This window comes from Burkholderia sp. Ap-955 (assembly GCF_011753045.1).
Classification (GTDB): domain Bacteria; phylum Pseudomonadota; class Gammaproteobacteria; order Burkholderiales; family Burkholderiaceae; genus Burkholderia; species Burkholderia lata_D.
Window position 1 is genome coordinate 29,952 of record NZ_VWWH01000054.1, and the last position, 20,372, is coordinate 50,323.

Annotated in this window: 16 protein-coding genes; 6 read left to right on the top strand and 10 right to left on the bottom strand. The window is 67.6% G+C overall.

The window, feature by feature from the left end:
* The first annotated feature begins 5 nt into the window (after nucleotides 1-5).
* Nucleotides 6-620, top strand: coding sequence for a DUF4136 domain-containing protein (locus F3J15_RS24520; protein ID WP_166894573.1), 615 nt, complete (start codon nucleotides 6-8; stop codon nucleotides 618-620).
* Nucleotides 621-681: 61 nt separating this feature from the next.
* On the opposite strand, the gene galU is transcribed toward F3J15_RS24520, so the two are convergent.
* Together galU and F3J15_RS24530 are read right to left on the bottom strand one after the other, a co-directional pair.
* Nucleotides 682-1,566 carry a UTP--glucose-1-phosphate uridylyltransferase GalU gene (gene galU, locus F3J15_RS24525; protein ID WP_069247781.1) on the bottom strand — a complete coding sequence of 295 codons (885 nt, stop codon included), beginning with the start codon at nucleotides 1,564-1,566 and terminating at the stop codon, nucleotides 682-684.
* Between the two features lie 87 nt (nucleotides 1,567-1,653).
* On the bottom strand, nucleotides 1,654-4,521 hold the full coding sequence (locus F3J15_RS24530) for a valine--tRNA ligase (protein WP_089483855.1): 2,868 nt from the start codon (nucleotides 4,519-4,521) through the stop codon (nucleotides 1,654-1,656).
* Between the two features lie 213 nt (nucleotides 4,522-4,734).
* On the opposite strand from F3J15_RS24530, the gene F3J15_RS24535 reads away from it, so the two are divergent.
* Both F3J15_RS24535 and F3J15_RS24540 read left to right on the top strand, forming a co-directional pair.
* Entirely contained in the window at nucleotides 4,735-7,098 is a 2,364-nt protein-coding gene (locus F3J15_RS24535) for a UvrD-helicase domain-containing protein (protein ID WP_166894575.1), read from the top strand.
* A complete protein-coding gene (locus F3J15_RS24540) occupies nucleotides 7,095-7,892 on the top strand; it encodes a 5'-methylthioadenosine/adenosylhomocysteine nucleosidase (protein WP_166894577.1) in 798 nt (265 codons plus the stop codon). Before F3J15_RS24535 ends, F3J15_RS24540 begins: the two co-directional genes overlap by 4 nt.
* 74 nt (nucleotides 7,893-7,966) lie before the next feature.
* Here the strand turns inward: F3J15_RS24540 and F3J15_RS24545 are convergent, their stop codons facing one another.
* Nucleotides 7,967-9,205, bottom strand: a complete 1,239-nt coding sequence (locus F3J15_RS24545) for an MFS transporter (protein ID WP_166894579.1) — start codon at nucleotides 9,203-9,205, stop codon at nucleotides 7,967-7,969.
* Nucleotides 9,206-9,614: 409 nt separating this feature from the next.
* Here F3J15_RS24545 and F3J15_RS24550 point away from each other — a divergent pair, with 409 nt between their 5' ends.
* Nucleotides 9,615-11,288 (top strand): methyl-accepting chemotaxis protein, encoded by a 1,674-nt coding sequence (locus F3J15_RS24550; RefSeq protein ID WP_069247786.1) that lies wholly within the window; start codon nucleotides 9,615-9,617, stop codon nucleotides 11,286-11,288.
* A 21-nt stretch (nucleotides 11,289-11,309) separates the two neighbouring features.
* Here the strand turns inward: F3J15_RS24550 and F3J15_RS24555 are convergent, their stop codons facing one another.
* Genes F3J15_RS24555 through F3J15_RS24570 form a run of 4 tightly spaced genes read right to left on the bottom strand, consistent with a single transcriptional unit; the run spans nucleotide 11,310 to nucleotide 16,221 of the window.
* On the bottom strand, nucleotides 11,310-12,185 hold the full coding sequence (locus tag F3J15_RS24555) for an HlyD family secretion protein (RefSeq protein WP_089445460.1): 876 nt from the start codon (nucleotides 12,183-12,185) through the stop codon (nucleotides 11,310-11,312).
* Nucleotides 12,186-12,197: 12 nt separating this feature from the next.
* Complete coding sequence (locus F3J15_RS24560; protein WP_166894581.1) at nucleotides 12,198-12,401, bottom strand: DUF1656 domain-containing protein; 204 nt, start codon at nucleotides 12,399-12,401, stop codon at nucleotides 12,198-12,200.
* A complete protein-coding gene (locus F3J15_RS24565; RefSeq protein ID WP_166894583.1) occupies nucleotides 12,398-14,599 on the bottom strand; it encodes an FUSC family protein in 2,202 nt (733 codons plus the stop codon). Before F3J15_RS24565 ends, F3J15_RS24560 begins: the two co-directional genes overlap by 4 nt.
* Nucleotides 14,600-14,613: 14 nt before the next feature.
* Nucleotides 14,614-16,221: an efflux transporter outer membrane subunit gene (locus F3J15_RS24570; RefSeq protein ID WP_166894585.1), complete on the bottom strand. Its 1,608-nt coding sequence runs from the start codon at nucleotides 16,219-16,221 to the stop codon at nucleotides 14,614-14,616.
* A gap of 157 nt (nucleotides 16,222-16,378) precedes the next feature.
* On the opposite strand from F3J15_RS24570, the gene F3J15_RS24575 reads away from it, so the two are divergent.
* On the top strand, nucleotides 16,379-17,323 hold the full coding sequence (locus tag F3J15_RS24575) for a LysR family transcriptional regulator (RefSeq protein ID WP_166894587.1): 945 nt from the start codon (nucleotides 16,379-16,381) through the stop codon (nucleotides 17,321-17,323).
* Nucleotides 17,324-17,440: 117 nt separating this feature from the next.
* Nucleotides 17,441-17,593, top strand: a complete 153-nt coding sequence (locus tag F3J15_RS24580; RefSeq protein WP_163008969.1) for a hypothetical protein — start codon at nucleotides 17,441-17,443, stop codon at nucleotides 17,591-17,593.
* A gap of 60 nt (nucleotides 17,594-17,653) precedes the next feature.
* Here F3J15_RS24580 and F3J15_RS24585 read toward each other — a convergent pair whose 3' ends face one another.
* Genes F3J15_RS24585 through F3J15_RS24595 form a run of 3 tightly spaced genes read right to left on the bottom strand, consistent with a single transcriptional unit; the run spans nucleotide 17,654 to nucleotide 20,342 of the window.
* Complete coding sequence (locus tag F3J15_RS24585; RefSeq protein WP_166894589.1) at nucleotides 17,654-18,484, bottom strand: metallophosphoesterase; 831 nt, start codon at nucleotides 18,482-18,484, stop codon at nucleotides 17,654-17,656.
* Nucleotides 18,485-18,509: 25 nt separating this feature from the next.
* Nucleotides 18,510-19,931 (bottom strand): FAD-binding oxidoreductase, encoded by a 1,422-nt coding sequence (locus F3J15_RS24590; RefSeq protein WP_027787719.1) that lies wholly within the window; start codon nucleotides 19,929-19,931, stop codon nucleotides 18,510-18,512.
* A gap of 18 nt (nucleotides 19,932-19,949) precedes the next feature.
* Entirely contained in the window at nucleotides 19,950-20,342 is a 393-nt protein-coding gene (locus tag F3J15_RS24595) for a DUF2069 domain-containing protein (protein ID WP_166894591.1), read from the bottom strand.
* Between the last annotated feature and the right edge of the window lie 30 nt (nucleotides 20,343-20,372).

Sequence of the window (20,372 nt, forward strand, 5' to 3'; positions counted from 1 at the left end):
AAGCCATGAGAAAGCAATGGGCAGCGACCGCGCTGGCGGCGTCGCTGTTGACGGGTTGCGCCGGCGTGACGAGCGGCGTCAGTGCGGTCGGGCAGCCGAACGCGTTCGCATCCGACGCGCACGGCTACGATTTCGTGCGGACGGCCGCGCAGGCCAATGATGCCGAATACCGGCAGATCGAGACGCTCGTGCGCGACGAACTCGCGCACCGCGGCTTCGATGCGCAGCCGCTCGCGGCCGCGCGCTACCGGCTGTCGATCGCGTATGCGACGCAGCCGGCCTCGGTCACGGCGAGCGCCGACGGGTGCGGGGCCGCAAGCAGCGCATGCGTGACGGTCGACGGGCCGGCGCCGTTCGCGCTGCCGTTCATGGGCCGCGTGTATCGCCATGTGCTGACGCTGCGCTTCGTCGACGCGAAATCGGGCGCCGACGTCTACCGCGTATCGGCCGCGCTGCGCGATCGCGATCCCGGCACGCAGCAGGCCGCGCCGGCACTCGTGAAGAGCGCGCTCGCGAAGGTGCCGTTCGGCGACGGCGGCGGCTGGCTCGTCAAGACGAAAAAAGACGACGCGGGCGGAATGCCGGGCGTCGTCTCGGTGAAGCCGGCCGAAGCGCGCTGAGCGTCGGCCGGTGAGGTGAGGGCGGGGCTCGCCGGAGCGAGCCCTCGTGCCCTTGCCGCGTTCAGTCGGCCGGGTGTGCGCCGTCGCGCGCGCGCAGGTACGCGTCGAATTCCGCGCCGACTTCCGCGTGGCGCAGCGCGAATTCGACCGTCGCCTTCAGGTAGCCGAGCTTGCTGCCGCAGTCGTAGCGCGTGCCCTGGTACTTGTAGGCCAGCACTTGCTCATCGGCGAGCAGCGCTTGGATCGCGTCGGTGAGCTGCAGCTCGCCGCCTGCGCCGGGCTTCAGCGCACGCAGGTGCTCGAAGATCCGCGGCTTCAGGATGTAGCGGCCGACCACGCCGAGGTTCGACGGCGCGACTTCCGGCGCCGGCTTCTCGACGATCGCCGACATCTTGACGATCGACTCTTCCCACTCCTTGCCGTCGACGATCCCGTACGACTTCGTCTCCGACGGCGGGATCTCTTCGACGCCGATCACCGAGCTGTGATAGTGGTCGAACACGTCGACCATCTGCTTCATCACGGGCGGGTTGCCGTCGAGCAGGTCGTCCGCGAGGATCACCGCGAACGGGTTGTCGGCGACGAGCTTTTCCGCGCACAGCACCGCATGACCGAGGCCGAGCGCTTCCGGCTGGCGCACGTAGAAGCAGTCGACATGGCTCGGCTTGATGCTGCGCACCAGTTCGAGCAGCTTTTCCTTGCCGCGCGCCTCGAGTTCGGCCTCGACCTCGTACGACTTGTCGAAGTGGTCCTCGATCGCGCGCTTGCTGCGCCCGGTGACGAAGATCATTTCGGTGATGCCGGCGGCGATCGCTTCTTCAACAGCGTACTGGATCAGCGGCTTGTCGACGACCGGCAGCATTTCCTTGGGGCTCGCTTTCGTTGCCGGGAGGAACCGCGTGCCGAGACCAGCAACGGGGAACACTGCCTTGGTAACTTTCAACATGATCGAACCTTTATTCCTGTAATCGACTTGTCAGACGGTGTATGTTCACGTCCCCATTATAGTGAACGCAAACGACCTTACCCTTTGTTACGCAGGCAACCGATCGAGTTGCGCGCGCAGTTTTTCAAGCGTGCTCTGGAATTCCGCGACGCGCTTCTGCTCCTGTTCGACCACGGCCGGCGGCGCTTTCGCGACGAATGCCTCGTTGCCGAGCTTCGCATTGCACTTCGTGATTTCGTTCGTCAGGCGCGTGATTTCCTTCGACAGGCGCTCGCGTTCGGCCGCGACGTCGATCTCGACCTTCAGCACCAGCTTGTTCGGCCCGACGATCGCGATCGGCGCGCCGTGCGCTTCCTTGTCGAGCGTCGCTTCGTCGGCGAGGATCTGCACTTCCGACAGGCGCGCCAGGGCCTGAACGTATGGCGCGAACGAGCGCAGGCGCTCGGCATCGCCGGCTGCGAGCAGCGGCACCTTGGTGGCCGGCGACAGGTTCATCTCGCCGCGCAGGTTGCGGCACGCGTCGACGATCGCCTTCAGGTCGGCCGCCCACTGTTCGGACACCTCGTCGATCTTCTGCAGGTTCGCGATCGGGTACGCCTGCGTCATCAGCGACGCTTCGCCTTCGGCCTTGCCTTGCGGATAACGGCCCGCGAGCGGCGCGACCTTCTGCCAGAGCGCTTCGGTGATGAACGGGATGATCGGGTGCGCGAGGCGCAGCACCGTCTCGAGCACGCGCAGCAGCGTGCGGCGCGTTGCGCGCTGCTGTTCCGGCGTGCCGTTCTGGATCTGCACCTTCGCGAGTTCGAGATACCAGTCGCAGTATTCGTCCCACACGAACTTGTAGATGCCGCTGGCGATGTTGTCGAAGCGGTAATCGGCGAAGCCCTTCGCGATGTCGGCCTCGGTGCGCTGCAGCAGCGACACGATCCAGCGGTCGGCCGCCGAGAAGTCGAGGTAGCCGCCCGGGCCGCAATCGCCCGCGCCGCAGACTTCCGGCTTGTCGCTGCCGCAGTCGTGGCCTTCGCAGTTCATCAGCACGAAGCGCGTGGCGTTCCACAGCTTGTTGCAGAAGTTGCGATAGCCTTCGCAGCGCGCGAGGTCGAAGTTCACGTTGCGGCCGAGCGTCGCCATCGACGCCATCGTGAAGCGCAGCGCGTCGGTGCCGAACGCGGCGATGCCGTCCGGGAATTCCTTGCGCGTCTTCTTCTCGATCGTTGCAGCCTGCTTCGGGTTCATCAGGCCCGTCGTGCGCTTCGCGACCAGCGTGTCGAGGTCGATGCCGTCGACGATGTCGATCGGGTCGAGCGTGTTGCCCTTGCTCTTCGACATCTTCTGGCCTTCCGCGTCGCGCACGAGGCCGTGCACGTAGACGGTGTGGAACGGCACCTTGCCCGTGAAGTGCGTGGTCATCATCACCATCCGGGCGACCCAGAAGAAGATGATGTCGAAGCCCGTGACGAGCACCGACGACGGCAGGAAGTGCTTCAGTTCAGGCGTTTCGTTCGGCCAGCCGAGCGACGAGAACGGCACGAGCGCCGACGAGAACCACGTGTCGAGCACGTCTTCGTCGCGCTTCAGCGCACCCGTGTAACCCTTCGCGGCAGCCTGCGCGCGCGCTTCTTCCTCGTTGCGCGCGACGAACACCTCGCCGTTCTCGCCGTACCACGCGGGAATCTGGTGGCCCCACCACAGCTGGCGCGAGATGCACCAGTCCTGGATGTTCTCGAGCCACTGATAGTAGGTGGTCGTCCAGTTTTCCGGGACGAACTTGATCTGGCCGCTGCGCACGACGTCGAGCGACGTTTCCGTGATCGACTTGCCCGGATTGAACGTGCCTTCCGGCGCCGGCTTCGTCATCGCGACGAACCACTGGTCGGTCAGCATCGGCTCGATCACGACGCCCGTGCGGTCGCCGCGCGGCACCATCAGCTTGTGCGGCTTCACCGAGTCGAGGAAGCCTTCCGCGTCGAGGTCGGCGACGATCGCCTTGCGCGCGTCGAAGCGGTCGAGGCCGCGATACTGCTCGGGGCCGTTGTCGTTGATCTTCGCGTCGAGCGTCAGGATCTCGATCGGCGCGAGCTTGTGGCGCTGGCCGACCTGGTAGTCGTTGAAGTCGTGCGCGGGCGTGACCTTCACGACGCCCGTGCCGAATTCGCGGTCGACGTAGTCGTCGGCGATCACCGGGATCTCGCGGCCCGTCAGCGGCAGCGTGACGAGCTTGCCGATCAGGTGCGCGTAACGCTCGTCTTCCGGGTGGACCATCAGCGCGACGTCGCCGAGCATCGTTTCCGGACGCGTCGTGGCAACGGTCAGCGAACCCGAGCCGTCGACGAGCGGGTAGCGGATGTGCCACAGGTGGCCGTTTTCCTCTTCGCTCACGACTTCGAGGTCCGACACGGCGGTCAGCAGCACCGGATCCCAGTTGACGAGGCGCTTGCCGCGGTAGATCAGGCCCTGTTCAAAGAGCGTGACGAACACGTCGCGCACGGCGGCCGACATCTTGTCGTCCATCGTGAAGTATTCGCGCGACCAGTCGGGCGATGCGCCGAGGCGGCGCACCTGGCCGGTGATCGTCGAACCCGATTTTTCCTTCCATTCCCATACGCGCTCGACGAACTTCTCGCGGCCGAGGTCGTGGCGCGACACGCCCTGCGCGTCGAGCTGGCGCTCGACGACGATCTGGGTCGCGATCCCCGCGTGGTCGGTGCCGGGCACCCACAGCGTGTTCTCGCCGAGCATCCGGTGGTAGCGGGTGAGGCCGTCCATGATCGTCTGGTTGAACGCGTGGCCCATGTGCAGCGTGCCCGTCACGTTCGGCGGCGGCAACTGGATCGAGAAATCGGGGCGGGCCGGATCGAAGGCCGGGGCCGCATAGCCGCGCTTTTCCCACTCCGGCCCCCATTGGGACTCGATGGTGTGGGGCTCGAAGCTCTTCGCAAGCGTGTTGTCGCTCATGTTGGAAATCTGCCGAAAAATGCGTGAATTGGATGCCGAATCTGACAATTATAAATGGATGCACATCGACCAGCCATCGCCTTGCCGGCGCGGGGCGCTCGGGACGCGGTCGCCGCGCGCTTGTGACGTGCCGTCGAACGGATCGGGAACAGCATCGCGCGGCCGACTTATAATGTCGGGTCCGCATTTTTCTCGCCCGTCCGCTGCCGCTCCATGCCCGACCTGCTCGCCAATCTGAACCCCGAACAACTCGCCGCCGTCACGTTGCCGAACGAACCGGCGCTGATCCTTGCAGGGGCGGGCAGCGGCAAGACCCGCGTGCTGATCACCCGCATCGCGTGGCTGATCCAGCAGGGCTACGCATCGCCGCCCACCGTGCTCGCCGTGACCTTTACCAACAAGGCCGCGCGCGAGATGATGGCGCGCCTGTCGGCGATGATGCCGATCGACACGCGCGGGATGTGGATCGGCACGTTCCACGGCCTGTGCAACCGGATGCTGCGCACGCACTGGCGCGACGCCGGCCTGCCGCAGACCTTCCAGATCCTCGATACGGCCGACCAGCTGTCCGCGATCAAGCGGCTGATGAAGGCGGCGAACGTCGATGATGAAAAGTACCCGCCGAAGAACGTGCAGTACTTCATCAACAACGCGAAGGAGCAGGGGCTGCGTCCCGACAAGGTCGACGCGTCCGACAACTTCAACCGCAAGTTCGTCGAGCTGTACCAGGCGTACGACCAGCAGTGCCAGCGCGAGGGCGTCGTCGATTTCCCCGAACTGCTGCTGCGCTGCTACGAACTGCTCGCGTACAACGCGCCGCTGCGCGCGCACTACCAGGCGCGCTTCCGGCACATCCTCGTCGACGAGTTCCAGGACACCAACAAGCTGCAGTACGCGTGGCTCAAGATGCTCGCGGGCGGCGAGAACGCGATCTTCGCGGTCGGCGACGACGACCAGTCGATCTACGCGTTCCGCGGCGCGAACGTCGGCAACATGCGCGACTTCGAAGACGAATTCCGCGTGCGCAACCTGATCAAGCTCGAGCAGAACTACCGGTCGCACGGCAACATCCTCGACGCGGCGAACCAGCTGATCTCGAACAACGCGCACCGCCTCGGCAAGAACCTGCGCACGGACGCGGGCCACGGCGAGCCCGTGCGCGTGTACGAGGCGAGCACCGACTCGCAGGAAGCCGGCTGGATCGTCGAGGAGATCCGCTCGCTGATCAACACCGGGATGGCGCGCAGCGAAGTGGCCGTCCTGTACCGCAGCAACGCGCAGTCGCGCTCGATCGAGCACACGCTGATGTCGTCGGGCATCCCGTACCGCGTGTACGGCGGCCTGCGCTTCTTCGAACGCCAGGAAGTGAAGCATGCGCTCGCGTACCTGCGCCTGATCGACAACCCGAACGACGACACCGCGTTCGTGCGCGTCGTGAACTTCCCGACCCGCGGCATCGGCGCGCGCTCGATCGAGCAGCTGGCCGACGCCGCGCGCCTGTACGGCTGCTCGATGGCCGCCGCGATCCCGTACGTGACGGGCAAGGCCGGCACGAGCCTTGGCGGATTCGCGAACCTGGTCGCGAAGATGCGCGCCGACACGCAGCACATGAACCTGCCCGACACCGTCGAGCACATCGTGCGCGCCAGCGGCCTTGCCGATTTCTACCAGGGCGAGCGCGAAGGCCAGGACCGTCTCGAGAACTTGCAGGAACTCGTGAACGCGGCCACCGCGTTCATCGCCGAGGAAGGCTACGGGCTCGACACGCCGGCGCGTTCGATCCCGCTGCGCGCGGGCGCGATCGCGGTGCCCGAGCTCGGCACCGCGACGGACGATCCGGCGGTCGACGTGCTCGACCCGGTATCGCCCGCCGACCCGGCACAGAACCCCGACACGATGACGCCGCTCGCCGGCTTCCTGTCGCATGCGTCGCTGGAGGCCGGCGACAACCAGGCGCAGGCCGGGCAGGACGCCGTGCAGCTGATGACGGTGCACGCGGCGAAGGGGCTCGAATTCTCGGCCGTGTTCATCACGGGCCTCGAGGAAGGGCTGTTCCCGCACGAGAACAGCGTGCTCGAATCGGACGGCCTCGAGGAAGAGCGCCGGTTGATGTACGTCGCGATCACGCGCGCAAAGGAGCGGCTCTACCTGTCGTTCGCGCAGAGCCGGATGCTGCACGGCCAGACGCGCTACAACGTGCGCTCGCGCTTCTTCGACGAACTGCCCGAGCACGTGTTGAAGTGGCTGACGCCGAAGGTCGAGGCCAGTTCGCGCTGGGGCGGCCGGTCGGACAACGCCGGGTACGGGCGCGACTGGTTCGCGCGGCCGGGCGGCGGCAGTCGCGAGCAGATCGTCGACCCGGCCGTATCCGCGCCGCTGCCCGCGTTCGCGGACAAGCAGCGCGCCGCCGATGCTGGCTTCCGGGTCGGGCAGCAGGTGTTCCACACCAAGTTCGGCGAAGGCACGGTCACCGCGCTCGAAGGCAACGGCACCGATGCGAAGGCGCAGGTGAAATTCAAGCGGCACGGCGAGAAGTGGCTCGCGCTCGCGGTCGCGAAACTGCAGGCGGTGGAATGATGGGCGTCGACATGGATGTGACGCTTGCGGCCCGTCCGCTCGGCATTCTGGCCGCGCTGCCCGAGGAACTCGGCGACCTGATCGCCGCGATGCGCGCCGACGGCGCGATGAAGACGGTCACGCTCGGCCGCCGCGATTATCACGTCGGCACCGTGCACGGCGCGGCCTGCGTCGTGACGCTCGCACGGGTCGGCAAGGTTGCGGCCGCCGCGACGGTCAGCGCGCTGATCCACGTGTTCGGCGTGGCGGGCGTCGTGTTCACCGGCGTGGCGGGCGGCGTGTCGCGCACGGTGCGGGTCGGCGATGTCGTCGTGGCCGATACGCTGCTGCAGCACGATCTCGATGCGTCGCCGCTCTTTCCGCGCTACGAGGTGCCGCTGCTCGGCATCACGCGTTTCGCAACCGACACGGCGCTGACCGCGAGCCTGCGGGCGGCGTGCACGCAGTTCGTCGAGGAAGAGGGCGCGCAATTCGCCGCGCGCTTCGGCCTGGCCGGTGCGACGCTGCATGCGGGGCTCATCATCAGCGGCGACCGCTTCGTGTCGAGCGAGCGCGAGGTCGTCGCGTTGCGCGATGCGCTGCCGGATGCGCTTGCGGTCGAGATGGAAGGCGCCGCGATTGCGCAGGTCTGTGCGGAGCACGACGTGCCGTTCGCGCTCGTGCGCACGATCTCCGATACGGCCGACGATCACGCGACGCAGTCGTTCTCGCACTTCCTGTCGGCGATCGCGAGCAGCTATTCGTCCGGCATCCTCAAGCGTTTCCTGACGCTGCATGCGACGACGGCGGCCTGACGCCGCCGCCGTTTTCTTCTTTCCTTCATTCGAGCCGTTCGACCGGCCGCGGCGCGCACGCCGCGGCCGGTTCGTCACGCCCGCTTGCGCCGGCTGCTTTCGAGGTTCGGCAGGAACACCGTCAGCACGCCGATCAGCGGCAGGAACGAACACACCTTGTAGACGAACGGGATGCTCGTCGCGTCGGCGAGCTGGCCGAGCACGGCCGCGCCGACGCCGCCCAGGCCGAACGCGAAGCCGAAGAACAGGCCCGCGACCATCCCGACCTTGCCGGGCATCAGCTCCGTCGCATAGACGAGGATCGCGGCGAACGCCGACGCCAGCACGACGCCGATGATCACGGTCAGCACGCTCGTCCAGAACAGGTTCGCGTACGGCAGCAGCATCGTGAACGGCGCGACGCCGAGGATCGATACCCAGATTACGTACTTGCGGCCGATCCGGTCGCCCACCGGCCCGCCGATCAGCGTGCCGGCCGCCACGGCCGCGAGGAACACGAACAGGTGGATCTGCGCGGCCTGTACCGACAGGTGGAACTTGTCGATCAGGTAGAACGTGAAATAGCTGTTGATGCTCGCGAGGTAGAAGTACTTCGAGAACACGAGCAGCACCAGCACGCCGATCGCGCCCATCACGCGGCCGCGCGACAGCGTCGGGTGGCCGGCCGCCGCGGCCTTCTTCTTCATCGACGGATGCTTCTTGTACCAGTGGCCGATCTGTGTGAGCACGATCATCGCGACGAGCGCGGCCGCCGAGAACCACGCGATGCTGTGCTGGCCGTGCGGAATGATCACGAGCGCGGCGAGCAGCGGCCCGAGCGCGGAACCCGCATTGCCGCCGACCTGGAACACCGACTGCGCGAGCCCGTGCTGGCCGCCCGACGCCATCCGCGCGACGCGCGACGATTCGGGATGGAACACCGACGAGCCGCAGCCGACGAGCGCGGCGGCCACCAGCAGCATCGGGAAACTCGTCGCAACCGACATCAGCAGCAGCCCCGCGAGCGTGAAGCCCATGCCGACCGGCAGCGAATACGGTTTCGGGCGCTTGTCGGTATAGAGGCCGATGAGCGGCTGCAGCAGCGACGCGGTGATCTGGTAAGTGAGCGTGATCAGGCCGATCTGCGCGAACGACAGCGCGAACTGGCTCTTGAGCATCGGATAGATCGCGAGGATCAACGACTGGATCATGTCGTTGAGCATGTGCGAGAAGCTGATCGCGCCGAGCACCGGGTAGACGGTGCGGGCGACGGGGGGCGTGGATGGCTGGGCGGTGGCTGCGCCGGCGGAGCCGGTGTCGAGGCTGGTTTCCATGTGAGAGCTGAACGAGTTGAGGTGGCGGGCGCGCTCTGCTGGGGATCGGCGCGTCTTGAATCGTTGCTGCGTCAAAGAAGTGTAATGTGGCGTATCGAGAATGTCAGGACAACTTTTATCGTGAATCGGACATTCATCTGATGGATCGCCGGGTGCGCGTTTTTTTGACCGGGTATAACGCTGGCGATGCGCCTGCCGGTTAGATGGAGGGCGCGCCCGGGGCCGGTGCGTGGTTTCCCGGACTCAAGAAACGGCGGTGGGGGCCGTAGAACGACCCAATGACAACAGGCGCGCCGCACCCGGCACCGGCTACCCGCCGGGCAGGATGCAGGACGCGCGGCATGGCCAGCCATCGCGGGAACGCCGGGACCGACCTTTCCGGCTGCGTGATCAATATGGGGATAGTTCGATGAAAGCAGCATCTTTGCATCCACAGCCCGGTGCGGCGGCTGCCGCACCCGACGTTGCCGCCGGTCGCGCCGCACGGCGCCTGCGCGCGGCGCGTCGCGAGCGCCGGCCGTGGACCGTCAAGGCGACGTTGCGCGCCGCATTCGCGATCCTGCTCGCCGGCACGCTGGCGATCGGCATGTTTTCGCTCTGGCAGATCAGCCGGCTGAATGCGTCGATCTCGTCGGTCTACGAGCAGGGCCACGTCGCGAGCCGCGCGGCCGAGGAGGTCCGGGCCGAAGTGCTGCGCGCGAGCCGTGCCCAGAAGATGCTGCTGACTGCGACCACCGCGAAGGAGCGCGACGAACTGGGCGCCGACGTGGGCGCGGGGCTCGCGTCGATCGGCCAGGCGCTCGGTACGCTGCAGCGCTACGCGGATCCGGCCGACGCCGACGATTCGGCGCGGCTGCGCGCCTTCTCGACGGCGGTCGGTACGTGGAGCGCGCATCTGCGCGATTTCGTCGAACTCGTGCGTGCGCAGCCGCTCGACCTGTCGCAGATGAACTGGCAGGTCGGCACGCAGGACGTGTCGCTGCTGGTCGAAACCGGCAAGCTCGAGAAACTCGTCGCCGAACTCGTGAAGACGCGCGGGGCGAAGTCGAAGGCGACGCTCGATGCGTCCGCCACCATATTCTCGTCGTCGTTCGCGATGATCGCGGCGATGACGGTTGCGTTGATCGTGCTCGCGATCGTGATCGCCGAGCGCGTCGTGCGCCGTCTCGCGTCGCAGCTCGGCGGCGAGCCCGCGCACGCGAAGGCGATCGCCGCGGACATCGCGCGCGGCGACCTGACGCGACCGATCACACTGGGCCGGCACGACCGCGACAGCATGGTGCGTGCGCTGGCCGAGATGCAGACGGGGCTCGCGGCGACGGTCGGCGAGATCGCGGTCAGCGCCGAGGCGATCGCGGCGGCGTCGGGCGAGATCTCCACCGGCAATCTCGATCTGTCGAAGCGCACCGAGCAGCAGGCCGTCGCGCTCGAACGCACCGCGGCCAGCATGGAGCAGCTCACGTCGACCGTACGCCAGAACGCCGAGAACGCGCGGCAGGCGAGCGCGCTCGCGGCCAATGCATCGGCCGTCGCGGAGACGGGCGGGGAAGTCGTCGGGCGTGTGGTGGCGACGATGAGCGAGATCGACGACAGCGCGAAGAACATCCGCGACATCATCGGCACGATCGAGGGGATCGCGTTCCAGACCAACATTCTCGCGTTGAACGCGGCGGTCGAGGCCGCACGCGCCGGCGAGCAGGGGCGTGGTTTTTCGGTGGTCGCGGGCGAGGTGCGGTTGCTCGCGCAGCGTTCGGCGACCGCGGCGAAGGAGATCCGCGAGCTGATCGGTGCATCGGTCGAACGCGTCGCGAACGGCGCGACGCTCGCGCACGATGCGGGCCGCACGATGGGCGACGTCGTGCGGGCGGTGAAGCGCGTGACCGACATCATCGGCGAGATTTCGGCGGCGTCCGACGAGCAGAGCGCCGGCATCGAGGAGATCGGCCGAGCGGTCACGCAGATGGATGCCGGCACGCAGCAGAACGCGGCGCTCGTCGAACAGGCGGCCGCGGCCGCGAATGCGCTCGACGAGCAGGCTCAGGCGCTGAAGTCGCTGGTCGGGCGTTTCCGTATCGCCGCGTAAGCGCGCCCGGCTATCCGGCGCTTACGACTTCTTCTGCTTGTCCGGATCGATGATGACCGTGCAGGTCGTGCCCGCCGACAGCACCACGTCGGCCGGCACGTCGTCGATCTTGATGCGCACCGGCACGCGCTGCGCAAGGCGCACCCAGTTGAAGGTCGGGTTCACGTCCGCGACGAGATCGCGGCTCTGCGGGTTGTCGCGATCGTAGATGCCGCGCGAGATGCTTTCGACGTGGCCCTTCATCACGCCGCCGCTCATCAGCCGCATCTCGGCCGGCGCGCCGATCTTCACGCGCGGCAGCTTGGTTTCCTCGAAGTAGCCGTAGACCCAGAACGAATGGCTGTCGACGATCGCGAGCTTCGCCTGGCCGGCCACCGCGTAGTTGCCCTTGAACGTCTGCAGGTTCGTGACGTAGCCGTCGACCGGCGCGACGACGCGCGTGCGCTCGAGGTTGAGCTTCGCGGCATCGAGCGCGGCGATCGCCTGCTGGTACTGCGCATCGGCGCTCGATGCGCTGTGTGCCGCGTTCTCGCGGTTTTCCTTCGACACGACGAGCGCATCGAGATCCGCGCGGCGGGCCGCGTCGTCGCGGCGCATCTGCAGTTCCGCGCGACGGGCGGCGACGGCCGCCTGCGCCTGCTCGACCGCGATCTGGTAGTGCGACGGGTCGATCTGCATGATCAGGTCGCCTTTCTTGACGAGCTGGTTGTCATGCACGGGCAGCTCGACGATCGCGCCCGACACGTCCGGCGCGACGTTGACGATCTCGGCGCGCACGCGCCCGTCGCGCGTCCACGGATCATCCATGTAGTGCACCCACAGCGAGCGCCCGATCAGGATCGCGACGAGAAGAATGACGGCGGTCGCGACGAAGCCGAAGAGTTTTCTGAGAATCATGATGGTTCGGAATCAACGGTAAACGGCTAGACTCAGTCCGCCGCAAATGCAGACGAGAAGGCAGGCCCGGAACAGCGACGGGTGCCAGACGAGACGGTAGAGGCCCGTGTAGGCGAGCAGGCGGTCGACGGCCCAGGTCGCGAGCGCGCCGAGGACGAACATCAGCACCGCCGTGGGCATGTAGGCATCGAGAATGGCGATTTCACGCGGCATCATGACGAGGCTCCTGGTTGGGGACGCACGGGGCGGTTGCGGTTGAGCGCGGCGAGCGGCGATTCGGGATCGAGCAGGGCCGTGCGCACGAAATGCAGGTGGCTCAGGATGCGCTGCAGCCGGTGGCGCTCCTCGCGCGAAGGCGTGAACGCGTCGAGCGTCTGCCGGGTCGCGTCGATCGCATCGTTGACCGCGGCGAGCGTTGCGTCGAAGCGTTCGGCGTCCGGCCGGGCGAACAGCGACGACAGCGCGGCGCGCATCGTCTCGATCGCACGTCGCCACGGCGTCGTCGGCGCATAGCGCGGCTCGGACGGCAGCGTGGCCAGCTCGTGGCGCAGGTCGATGGCCGCGTTGCCGGTTTCGAGCACGGCGAACATCCAGCGCAGCGCGTCGCGCTGCACGTCGGGCTGGTCGGCCGACAGCGTGTGCGCCTGGTACATCAGGTCGCGCGCGCCGCTCTCGAAGCGCGTGCGCAATCCGGCGAGCCGCGCATGGCAGGCCGCGACGGCCTGGTGGCGCAGGTCCGCGAACAGGCGTTTCTTGAGCCACGGCGCGGTCGGCGGGAACAGCACGGCGAACGCGATCGCGGATACCAGCATCGACAGCAGCAGCGCGAGCGCGTCGTTCATGAAGCTCATCGGATCGTAGTGCGTGATGCTGTCCGGGCCGGCGAGAAAGCAGAAAAAGATCAGGTAGCCCATCCCGTAGCCCGCGAGCTTCGGCTTCAGCGTCATGTAGATGCCGATCGCGAGCAGCGGCGCGAGCGCCGCGCACAGCAGCCAGAAGCCGTCGATCCGCGGATAGATGCCGAACATCAGCAGGAAGCCGGTACAAACGGCCAGCGCCGTGCCCATCCCCATCTGGGCGGCCATCGCGGTCGGGCGCGGTGCCGACGACGCGAGCGCGCAGGTCGCCGCGGCATTCAGCACCAGCATCACGCCGCTCGGCCACGCGGTCTCGATCCAGAACCAGCCCAGCGCGAGAATCACCGTCGCGGTGCGGATCCCCGCGATCGTGGCGGCCGTCCGGTTGGTGCGCGGCTCGTAGCGCTCGATCCAGCGTTCGCGTTCGTGCGTCGCGGTCGCGAGCGATGCGTAGGTTGCCGCGTATTCCTGCAGGTCGGTGATGAAGCGGTACAGCAGCTCGGCGGCCGTGTCGAAGTCGAGCAGCGGGAAATCGGGCTGCGTTTCGAGTTCCGCGCGCGTCGCGCGGATGCGGCGCGGCAGCGCGTCGCGCCACGCGAGCAGTTGCTCGGCCGAGTGCGCGGCGTCGATCGACGTGCGCACGGGTTCACCATGGCGCGTGAGCAGCGGCGCGATTTCGCGGAAATACGGTTCGATCGCATCGATCGCAGCCTGCGCACCGGCCGCGTGCAGCCGGTTCATCAACTGATGCAACGCGTGAAAGCGGCTCGATGCGCTCATGAACTCGCTGTTCAGGCGCGCGAGGCGGCCGCTGCGCATGCGCGTGTCCGGATTCTCGAACACGGCCATGCTGCGCGCGGCCTCGAAGCCGACCACGTCGGCGACGAAGCGCGTGTGGATGGTCTCGATGTGCGCGCGGTCGAGCTGGCCCGACAGCGCCGACGCGACGTAGTCCACGAAGCTGCCGAAGCGCTTGCGCACCGTCGTGCGCATCTGTTCGCCCGTGTACTGCGGAAACACGAGCGCGCTGACGACGCCGGCCGACACGATCCCGATAATGACTTCCGAGACGCGCGTCATCGCGCTCATGAATGCCCCGTCCGGGTGCTGCGACGCGGGCAGGCCGATCAGCGCGGTCGTATAGCCGGCGAGCAGGAAGCCGTAGCTGCGGAAGTTGCGATTGCGCGCGGCGCCGGCGGTGCACAGTGCGATCCAGATGGCGATCGCCAGCAGGAACAGCTGCGGCTGCTGCGGGAACAGCCCGACGAACGTGAGCGTCGCGATGAGCCCGAAGATCGTGCCGGCGACCCGGTAGAAGCTCTTCGCGAGCACGGCGCCGCTTTGCGGCTGCATCACGATGAAGACGGTCGTCATCGCCGTCTTCGGTGCAGGCAGGTCGAGCCGCATCGACACGCCGAGCGCGATGAAGGTCGCGAGCAGCGCCTTGAACAGGTAGAGCCACGCGGCGCCGTAGGTGCGGGCCCAGTCGCCGAACGCGGCGGCCCAGGCCGCGAACGGACCGCCGGCGGGCGTGGAGGCGGGAGAGGAGGCTGACATGGCGTCGCTCCGCGTTACCGTGCGGCCGGCACGCCGGACGCACCGGCGGCGGCCACCTGCGCGGGCCGGGCGACGGCTGCCACGGGCTTCGCGCCCGACGCGGCAGCAGGCACGGCTGCGCCCGCGGCGGATTCGTCGTGCGACGGATCGCCGTCCCGCGGATGGCCGCCCCGAACGTCCATACCCGTCTCGACGCCACCGCCGAGCGCGGCCATCAACTGCGCGTGCGCGGCGAGGCGTTCCGCATCGATGCGGGCGGCCGTCTCCTGCGCGCGCAGCAACTGCTGCTGCGCGACCAGCACGTTCACGTAGTCGGTCAGCCCGCGGCGGAAGCCTTCGCGCGACAGCTGGTAGCTGCGGTCGTTGGCGGCCACCGAGCGTGCGGCGTCCTTTTTCTGCGTATCGAGCGAACGGATCCGCACGACCTGGTCGGCGATGTCCTTGAGCGCGCCGACGATCGTCTGGTTGTAGCGCTCGACCGCCTGGTCGTAGCCGGCATTCGCGGCGCCGAGCTGCGCGCGCAGCCGGCCGCCTTCGAAGATCGGCAGCGACAGCGCGGGGCCGGCCGTCCAGCCGCCGTTCATCGCGCGCAGGAAGTCGGTGAACGGCGCGGTCACGCCGAAGCCGCCGACCGTCGCGAGCAGGTCGATGTTCGGGTAGAACGACGCCTTCGCGACATCGATGCCGCGCGCCTGCGCGTCGACCGTCCAGCGCGCCGCGACGACGTCGGGGCGGCGGCCGAGCAGGTCGGCCGGCATCGCCGACGGCAGGCCGGCCGGTGCGTCGAGCGACAGCTGCGGCCGCTTGATCGCATCGCCCGCGCCGGGGCCCTTGCCGGCCAGCGCGGCGAGCTGGTGCCGTGCGAGCTGGATCGCTTCCTCGTAGCTGTCGATCTGGCGCTCATAATCGGGCAGCGTCGATTCCGCCTGGCTCACTTCGAGCTGCGTGCCGAGGCCGGCCTGCAGCCGCTTGCGCGCCAGATCGGCGAGCGAGCGCTGGCGTTCGAACGTTTCGTGCGCGAGGTCGAGCAACGCATAGTTCATCGACATGCCGACGTACGCGCGCACGACGTTGACTTCGAGCTCGAGCTTGGCCGCACGCGCGTCGGCGGCGGTCGCATGCGCGGTGTCGAGCGCGCGCTCGGTCGCGTTCTTGTCCTTGCCCCACAGGTCGAGGTGGTACGACAGGCCGAGCGTGCCGGTGTTGTTCCAGGTATCGGCGTTCGCGAGCGGGCCGGGGCCGTAATACACGTTGTCCGGCCAGTGCTGGCGCATCAGCGACAGGTTGCCGTTGATCTGCGGCAACTCGGCCGAACGGGCCACGCGTGCCATTGCCTGCGCTTCGCGCACCCGTGCCTCGGCGGCCGCGAGCGTCGGGTTGCCGGCCTGGGCGTTGGCGATCCAGGCGTCGAGTTGCGGATCGCGGTAGGCGCGCCACCAGTCGGCTGCGGGCCAGCCCGCGTCACGGTCGGCCGCACGGATCGCGGCGCCGGCATCGAGCGCGTTCGCCTCGATGCGGGCCGACTGCGGCTTGTTGTCGCCCATGCTCGCGCATCCGGCCATTATTAATGAGACTGCAAGAACCGCCAGTGCGAGCGTCCCTTTTGTCGCCGGAGACTGCACGATTTTCTCCCTTTCGGATATAGATGAGTCGGATGCGATTATATTTTTCAGTGATTCCTGAATAAATGGACAAGGGTGCAAGTCATTTTTACGAATCCTGAGACAATACTTGTTCGCCTCTGTGCAACAATCCGTCCGGATTCAAATGGGTAATGGGATGGATACGTTACAAAACATGCGGGTATTCGTCCGCGTGGTCGACGCGGGAAGCTTTACCGCGGCCGCCCAGCAGATGAATTCGACTACCGCCTACGCGTCGCGCGCGGTCTCGGATCTCGAGGCGCACCTGCGCACGCGTCTCCTGAACCGCACGACGCGCCGGATCGCGCTGACCGAAGCCGGCGAGCGCTACCTGCAGCGCTGCGAGCAGATCCTCGCGTATGTCGACCAGGCCGAAGCCGAGGCGGGCGACGCACATGCGCGCCCGTCGGGCAAGCTGAAGGTGCATTGCTTCACGAGCCTCGGCCAGCACTACCTGGTGCCGGCCATCGCGCGTTATCGCGAGCGCTACCCGGACGTGCACGTCGAGCTGACCCTCGCGCAGCGGATGCCTGACCTGCTCGACGAGGGGTATGACGTCGCGATCGTCGTCGGCCGCGACCTGCCGGATTCCGGGCTCGTGTCGCAGCGGCTCGGCGAGAGCTACAGCGTGGTGTGCGCGTCGCGCGGTTATGTCGAGGCCCATGGCGTGCCGCAACGGCCGGCGGATCTCGCACAGCACGTCTGTCTCGGGATGATCGGGCCGGGCTTCCAGTTCGACGAATGGGCGCTGGCGGGGCCGAACGGCGACGAGGTCGTCCCGATCACGACGCCGCCGCCGTTTCGCGTGAACGTCGCCGAGGCGCTCGCGGTGGCCGTGCGGGAAGGGATGGGGATCGGCGGTCTGCCGCTCTATTCGGCGATCGGCTGGTTGCGCAGCGGGCACATCGTGCGCGTGATGCCCGATTACCGGTCGCACGTGATGAACATCTACGCGCTGTATCCGTCGCGCCAGTACCTCGACGCGAAAATTCGCACCTGGGTCGATTTCCTGCGCGACGAACTGCCGGCGACGCTCGCAGCCGACGAAGCCGCGCTCGAGCAGTACACGCGTGCGACATGACAGCGCGGTTGACCGCAATCTGACGAGATTTGTCCTTCACGCAACATTTTTTTACGAACGCGTGTCAGACAGTTTGATACTGTGGGAATTAACGAGATACGCAACCCCGGAGTAGCAATGGATACGCACCTGATGATCGGCCTTGGAGTCCTGCTGGGCGCGGCCGCGGCCGCCGCGGCGACCCGCGACCTGCTGCGCGCGATGAAGGCGAAGGCGCAGATGAAGCCGGTACCGGTGCGAGTGCGCGAGCAACGCCGCCCCGGCCGCTGATCCGGCCGTCACGCTCCGGGTCGAAAAAGGCCGTGCAACGCGGCCGCGCGGGCTCGGCGTTCAGCCGAGCTCGACGACCTTGCCCCACGCGAACGCGGTATTTTCCAGTTCGCCGGTGCGCCGGTGGATGTAGCCGCGCGGGTTGCACACCACGCGTGTGCCGCCGTCCGCCACATAGTCGAATGACGTATGCGTGTGGCCATGGAGCCACAGATTGACCGGCGGCTTCACGAGCTCCGCCATGTCTGTCACAAATCCCGCCGACGCAAGATCTTCCGCGTAGCGCTCCGCCAGCGAGCGCCGGTGCGGCGCATGGTGGGTCACGACGATCGTCTGGCCCGCGAACGGTGTGGCGAGCTGCGCTTCGAGCCACGCGCGGCTGCGTCGATGCAGCGCGATCGCGTCCGCCGGCGAGAAATCCCGCTCTTGCGTGCCCGGCGCCGCATGCAGTGCCGCGTCGTGCGGCCAGGTCACCTGGATCAATCCCTTGAAATCGAGCATCACGCGCAGCCCGGCCTCGATCGAACCGGCAAGGCTGGCTTCGTCGTTGCCGAACAGCGAAAAATCGGCCCAGAGCGTCGTGCCGAGCACGCGGAAGCGCTGCCCGGGATCGACGTAGACGTCGTTGTTCAGGTAATGCACGTTGTCGAGCGCCTGCGCCGCATCGCGCATCGCCGTCTCCAGCGCACCGAATTCCCCGTCGTAGTACTCGTGGTTGCCCGGCACGTAGATCACCGGCACCGCGGAATCGAACGTTTCGGCGGCCCAGCGCAGGCCTTCCGCATGATTGTGGATGTCGCCGGCGAGCACGACGAGATCCGCGTCGGCATGCGGGATCGCGTCGGGCAGGTTGCTTTCGAGATGCAGGTCGGACAGGACGCGGACTTTCACGGGCGTGGCTCCGGAGTGGACGGCTTCAGCGCAGGACCTTGCCGGGATTCATCAGGCCGCGCGGATCGAGCGCGGTCTTCAGCGTGCGCATCAGCGTCGTTTCGACCGGCGACTTGTAACGCTGCGCGTCGTCGATCTTCAACTGGCCGATGCCGTGCTCCGCGCTGATCGTGCCGTGGTGGCGATGCACGTTGTCGTAGACGATCCGGTTGATCGGCGCCTGGAACGCGGCCAGGAACGCTTTCGGGTCGCCGCCTTCGGGCATCTGCACGTTGTAGTGGAGATTGCCGTCGCCGAGGTGGCCGAACGTGACCATCCGCGCGCCCGGCGCGGCCTGCTGGATCGCCGCGTCGGTCTCGTCGATGAAGCGCGCGATCGACGAAATCGGCACCGCGATGTCGTGCTTGATGTTGAGCCCTTCGTCGGCCTGCGCGAGCGGGATGTGCTCGCGCAGATCCCAGAACGCGCGCGACTGCGCGAGATTCTCCGCAACCACCGCGTCGACCACGAGCCCGGCCTCGAACGCTTCTTCCATCAGTTTCTCGAACAGCGCGCGCGCATGCGCTTCGCTTTCGTTGTCGGACAGTTCGAGCAGCACCGTCTGCGCATGCGTCTGCGCGAACGGGTAGCGCAGTTGCGGGTAGTGCTTGCCGACGAGCTGCATGCAGAAGTCCGACATCAGCTCGAAGCCGGTCAGCAGCGGCCCGGCCGCGCGCTGCGCGAGGGCGAGGAAATCGAGCGCCGCGTGCGGCGATTCGAGCGCGGCGAGTGCGGTGACCTGCGCCGCGGGCAGCGGATGCAGCTTCATCACGGCCGCCGTGATGATCCCGAGCGTGCCTTCCGCGCCGATGAACAGATCGCGCAGGTCGTAGCCCGTGTTGTCCTTGCGCAGTCCGCGCAGGCCGTCCCAGATCTCGCCCTGCGGCGTCACGACCTCGAGCCCGAGACACAGCTCGCGCGCGTTGCCGTAGCGCAGCACCGCGGTGCCGCCCGCGTTGGTCGACAGGTTGCCGCCGATCGTGCAGCTGCCTTCCGCCGCGAGGCTCAGCGCGAACAGCCGGCCGCCTTCGCGGGCGCGCGCCTGCACGTCTGCGAGGATCACGCCGGCTTCGACGGTGATCGTGTTGTTGTGCGGATCGAGCGCACGCACGCGGTTCAGGCGCGCGACGCTCAGCACGGCCTGGCTGCCGCTCGCGTCGGGCGTGGCGCCGCCGGCCAGGCCCGTGTTGCCGCCTTGCGGCACGAGCGCGATGCCGTGTGCGTTGGCCAGCTTGACGAGCGCGGCGACTTCGGCCGTGTTCGCGGGCTTCAGCACCGCGCATGCGGCGCCCTTGTAGCGGCGGCGCCAGTCGGTCAGGAACGGTTCGGTATCGTGCGGGTCGGTCAGCACGTGATCGGCGCCGATCGCGTCGCGGCACGCGGAAACGAAAGCTTCGGAAGACATCATCACCTTGTCGCGTAAGGGTCAGGACGCGGCGCGCGACTTTTTCGCCGCGCGCTTGAACGGCGCGACGTACGCCAGCGCCGCCACGAAGAAGACGATGGCGAGCGCGGTCTCGCACCAGCCGAGCGTCGCGGACAGCCCGCGATCGGACATGCCGCGCACGACGCCTTCGGCGAAATAGACGAGTATCAGCATGCTCGCCCACTGCATCGTATAGATGTTACGCCGCCAGACGCCGGGCAGCGCGAGCGCGAGCGGGATCGCCTTGAGCATCAGCGCGGAGCCGCCCGGACGCAGCGGCGCGAGCCACAGCTCCCACGCGAGCGACAGCGCGATCAGTGCGACGAGGCACGCGGTGGCGACCAGCGCGTAGCGCGGCCGGGCCGCGACGGCGGGGCGGGCGGGCGCGTTCATGCGGTCTCGGCGGCCTGGGCGCTGGAAAGG

Excerpts from the sequence above, each read along its gene's own strand:
- F3J15_RS24590 (WP_027787719.1), bottom strand. The coding sequence starts at position 19,931 with ATGATGTCTTCCGAAGCTTTCGTTTCCGCGTGCCGCGACGCGATCGGC.
- F3J15_RS24565 (WP_166894583.1), bottom strand. The coding sequence starts at position 14,599 with ATGTCAGCCTCCTCTCCCGCCTCCACGCCCGCCGGCGGTCCGTTCGCG.
- F3J15_RS24520 (WP_166894573.1), top strand. The coding sequence starts at position 6 with ATGAGAAAGCAATGGGCAGCGACCGCGCTGGCGGCGTCGCTGTTGACG.
- galU (WP_069247781.1), bottom strand. The coding sequence starts at position 1,566 with ATGTTGAAAGTTACCAAGGCAGTGTTCCCCGTTGCTGGTCTCGGCACG.
- F3J15_RS24530 (WP_089483855.1), bottom strand. The coding sequence starts at position 4,521 with ATGAGCGACAACACGCTTGCGAAGAGCTTCGAGCCCCACACCATCGAG.
- F3J15_RS24540 (WP_166894577.1), top strand. The coding sequence starts at position 7,095 with ATGATGGGCGTCGACATGGATGTGACGCTTGCGGCCCGTCCGCTCGGC.
- F3J15_RS24555 (WP_089445460.1), bottom strand. The coding sequence starts at position 12,185 with ATGATTCTCAGAAAACTCTTCGGCTTCGTCGCGACCGCCGTCATTCTT.
- F3J15_RS24575 (WP_166894587.1), top strand. The coding sequence starts at position 16,379 with ATGGATACGTTACAAAACATGCGGGTATTCGTCCGCGTGGTCGACGCG.
- F3J15_RS24580 (WP_163008969.1), top strand. The coding sequence starts at position 17,441 with ATGGATACGCACCTGATGATCGGCCTTGGAGTCCTGCTGGGCGCGGCC.
- F3J15_RS24550 (WP_069247786.1), top strand. The coding sequence starts at position 9,615 with ATGAAAGCAGCATCTTTGCATCCACAGCCCGGTGCGGCGGCTGCCGCA.
- F3J15_RS24545 (WP_166894579.1), bottom strand. The coding sequence starts at position 9,205 with ATGGAAACCAGCCTCGACACCGGCTCCGCCGGCGCAGCCACCGCCCAG.
- F3J15_RS24560 (WP_166894581.1), bottom strand. The coding sequence starts at position 12,401 with ATGATGCCGCGTGAAATCGCCATTCTCGATGCCTACATGCCCACGGCG.
- F3J15_RS24535 (WP_166894575.1), top strand. The coding sequence starts at position 4,735 with ATGCCCGACCTGCTCGCCAATCTGAACCCCGAACAACTCGCCGCCGTC.
- F3J15_RS24595 (WP_166894591.1), bottom strand. The coding sequence starts at position 20,342 with ATGAACGCGCCCGCCCGCCCCGCCGTCGCGGCCCGGCCGCGCTACGCG.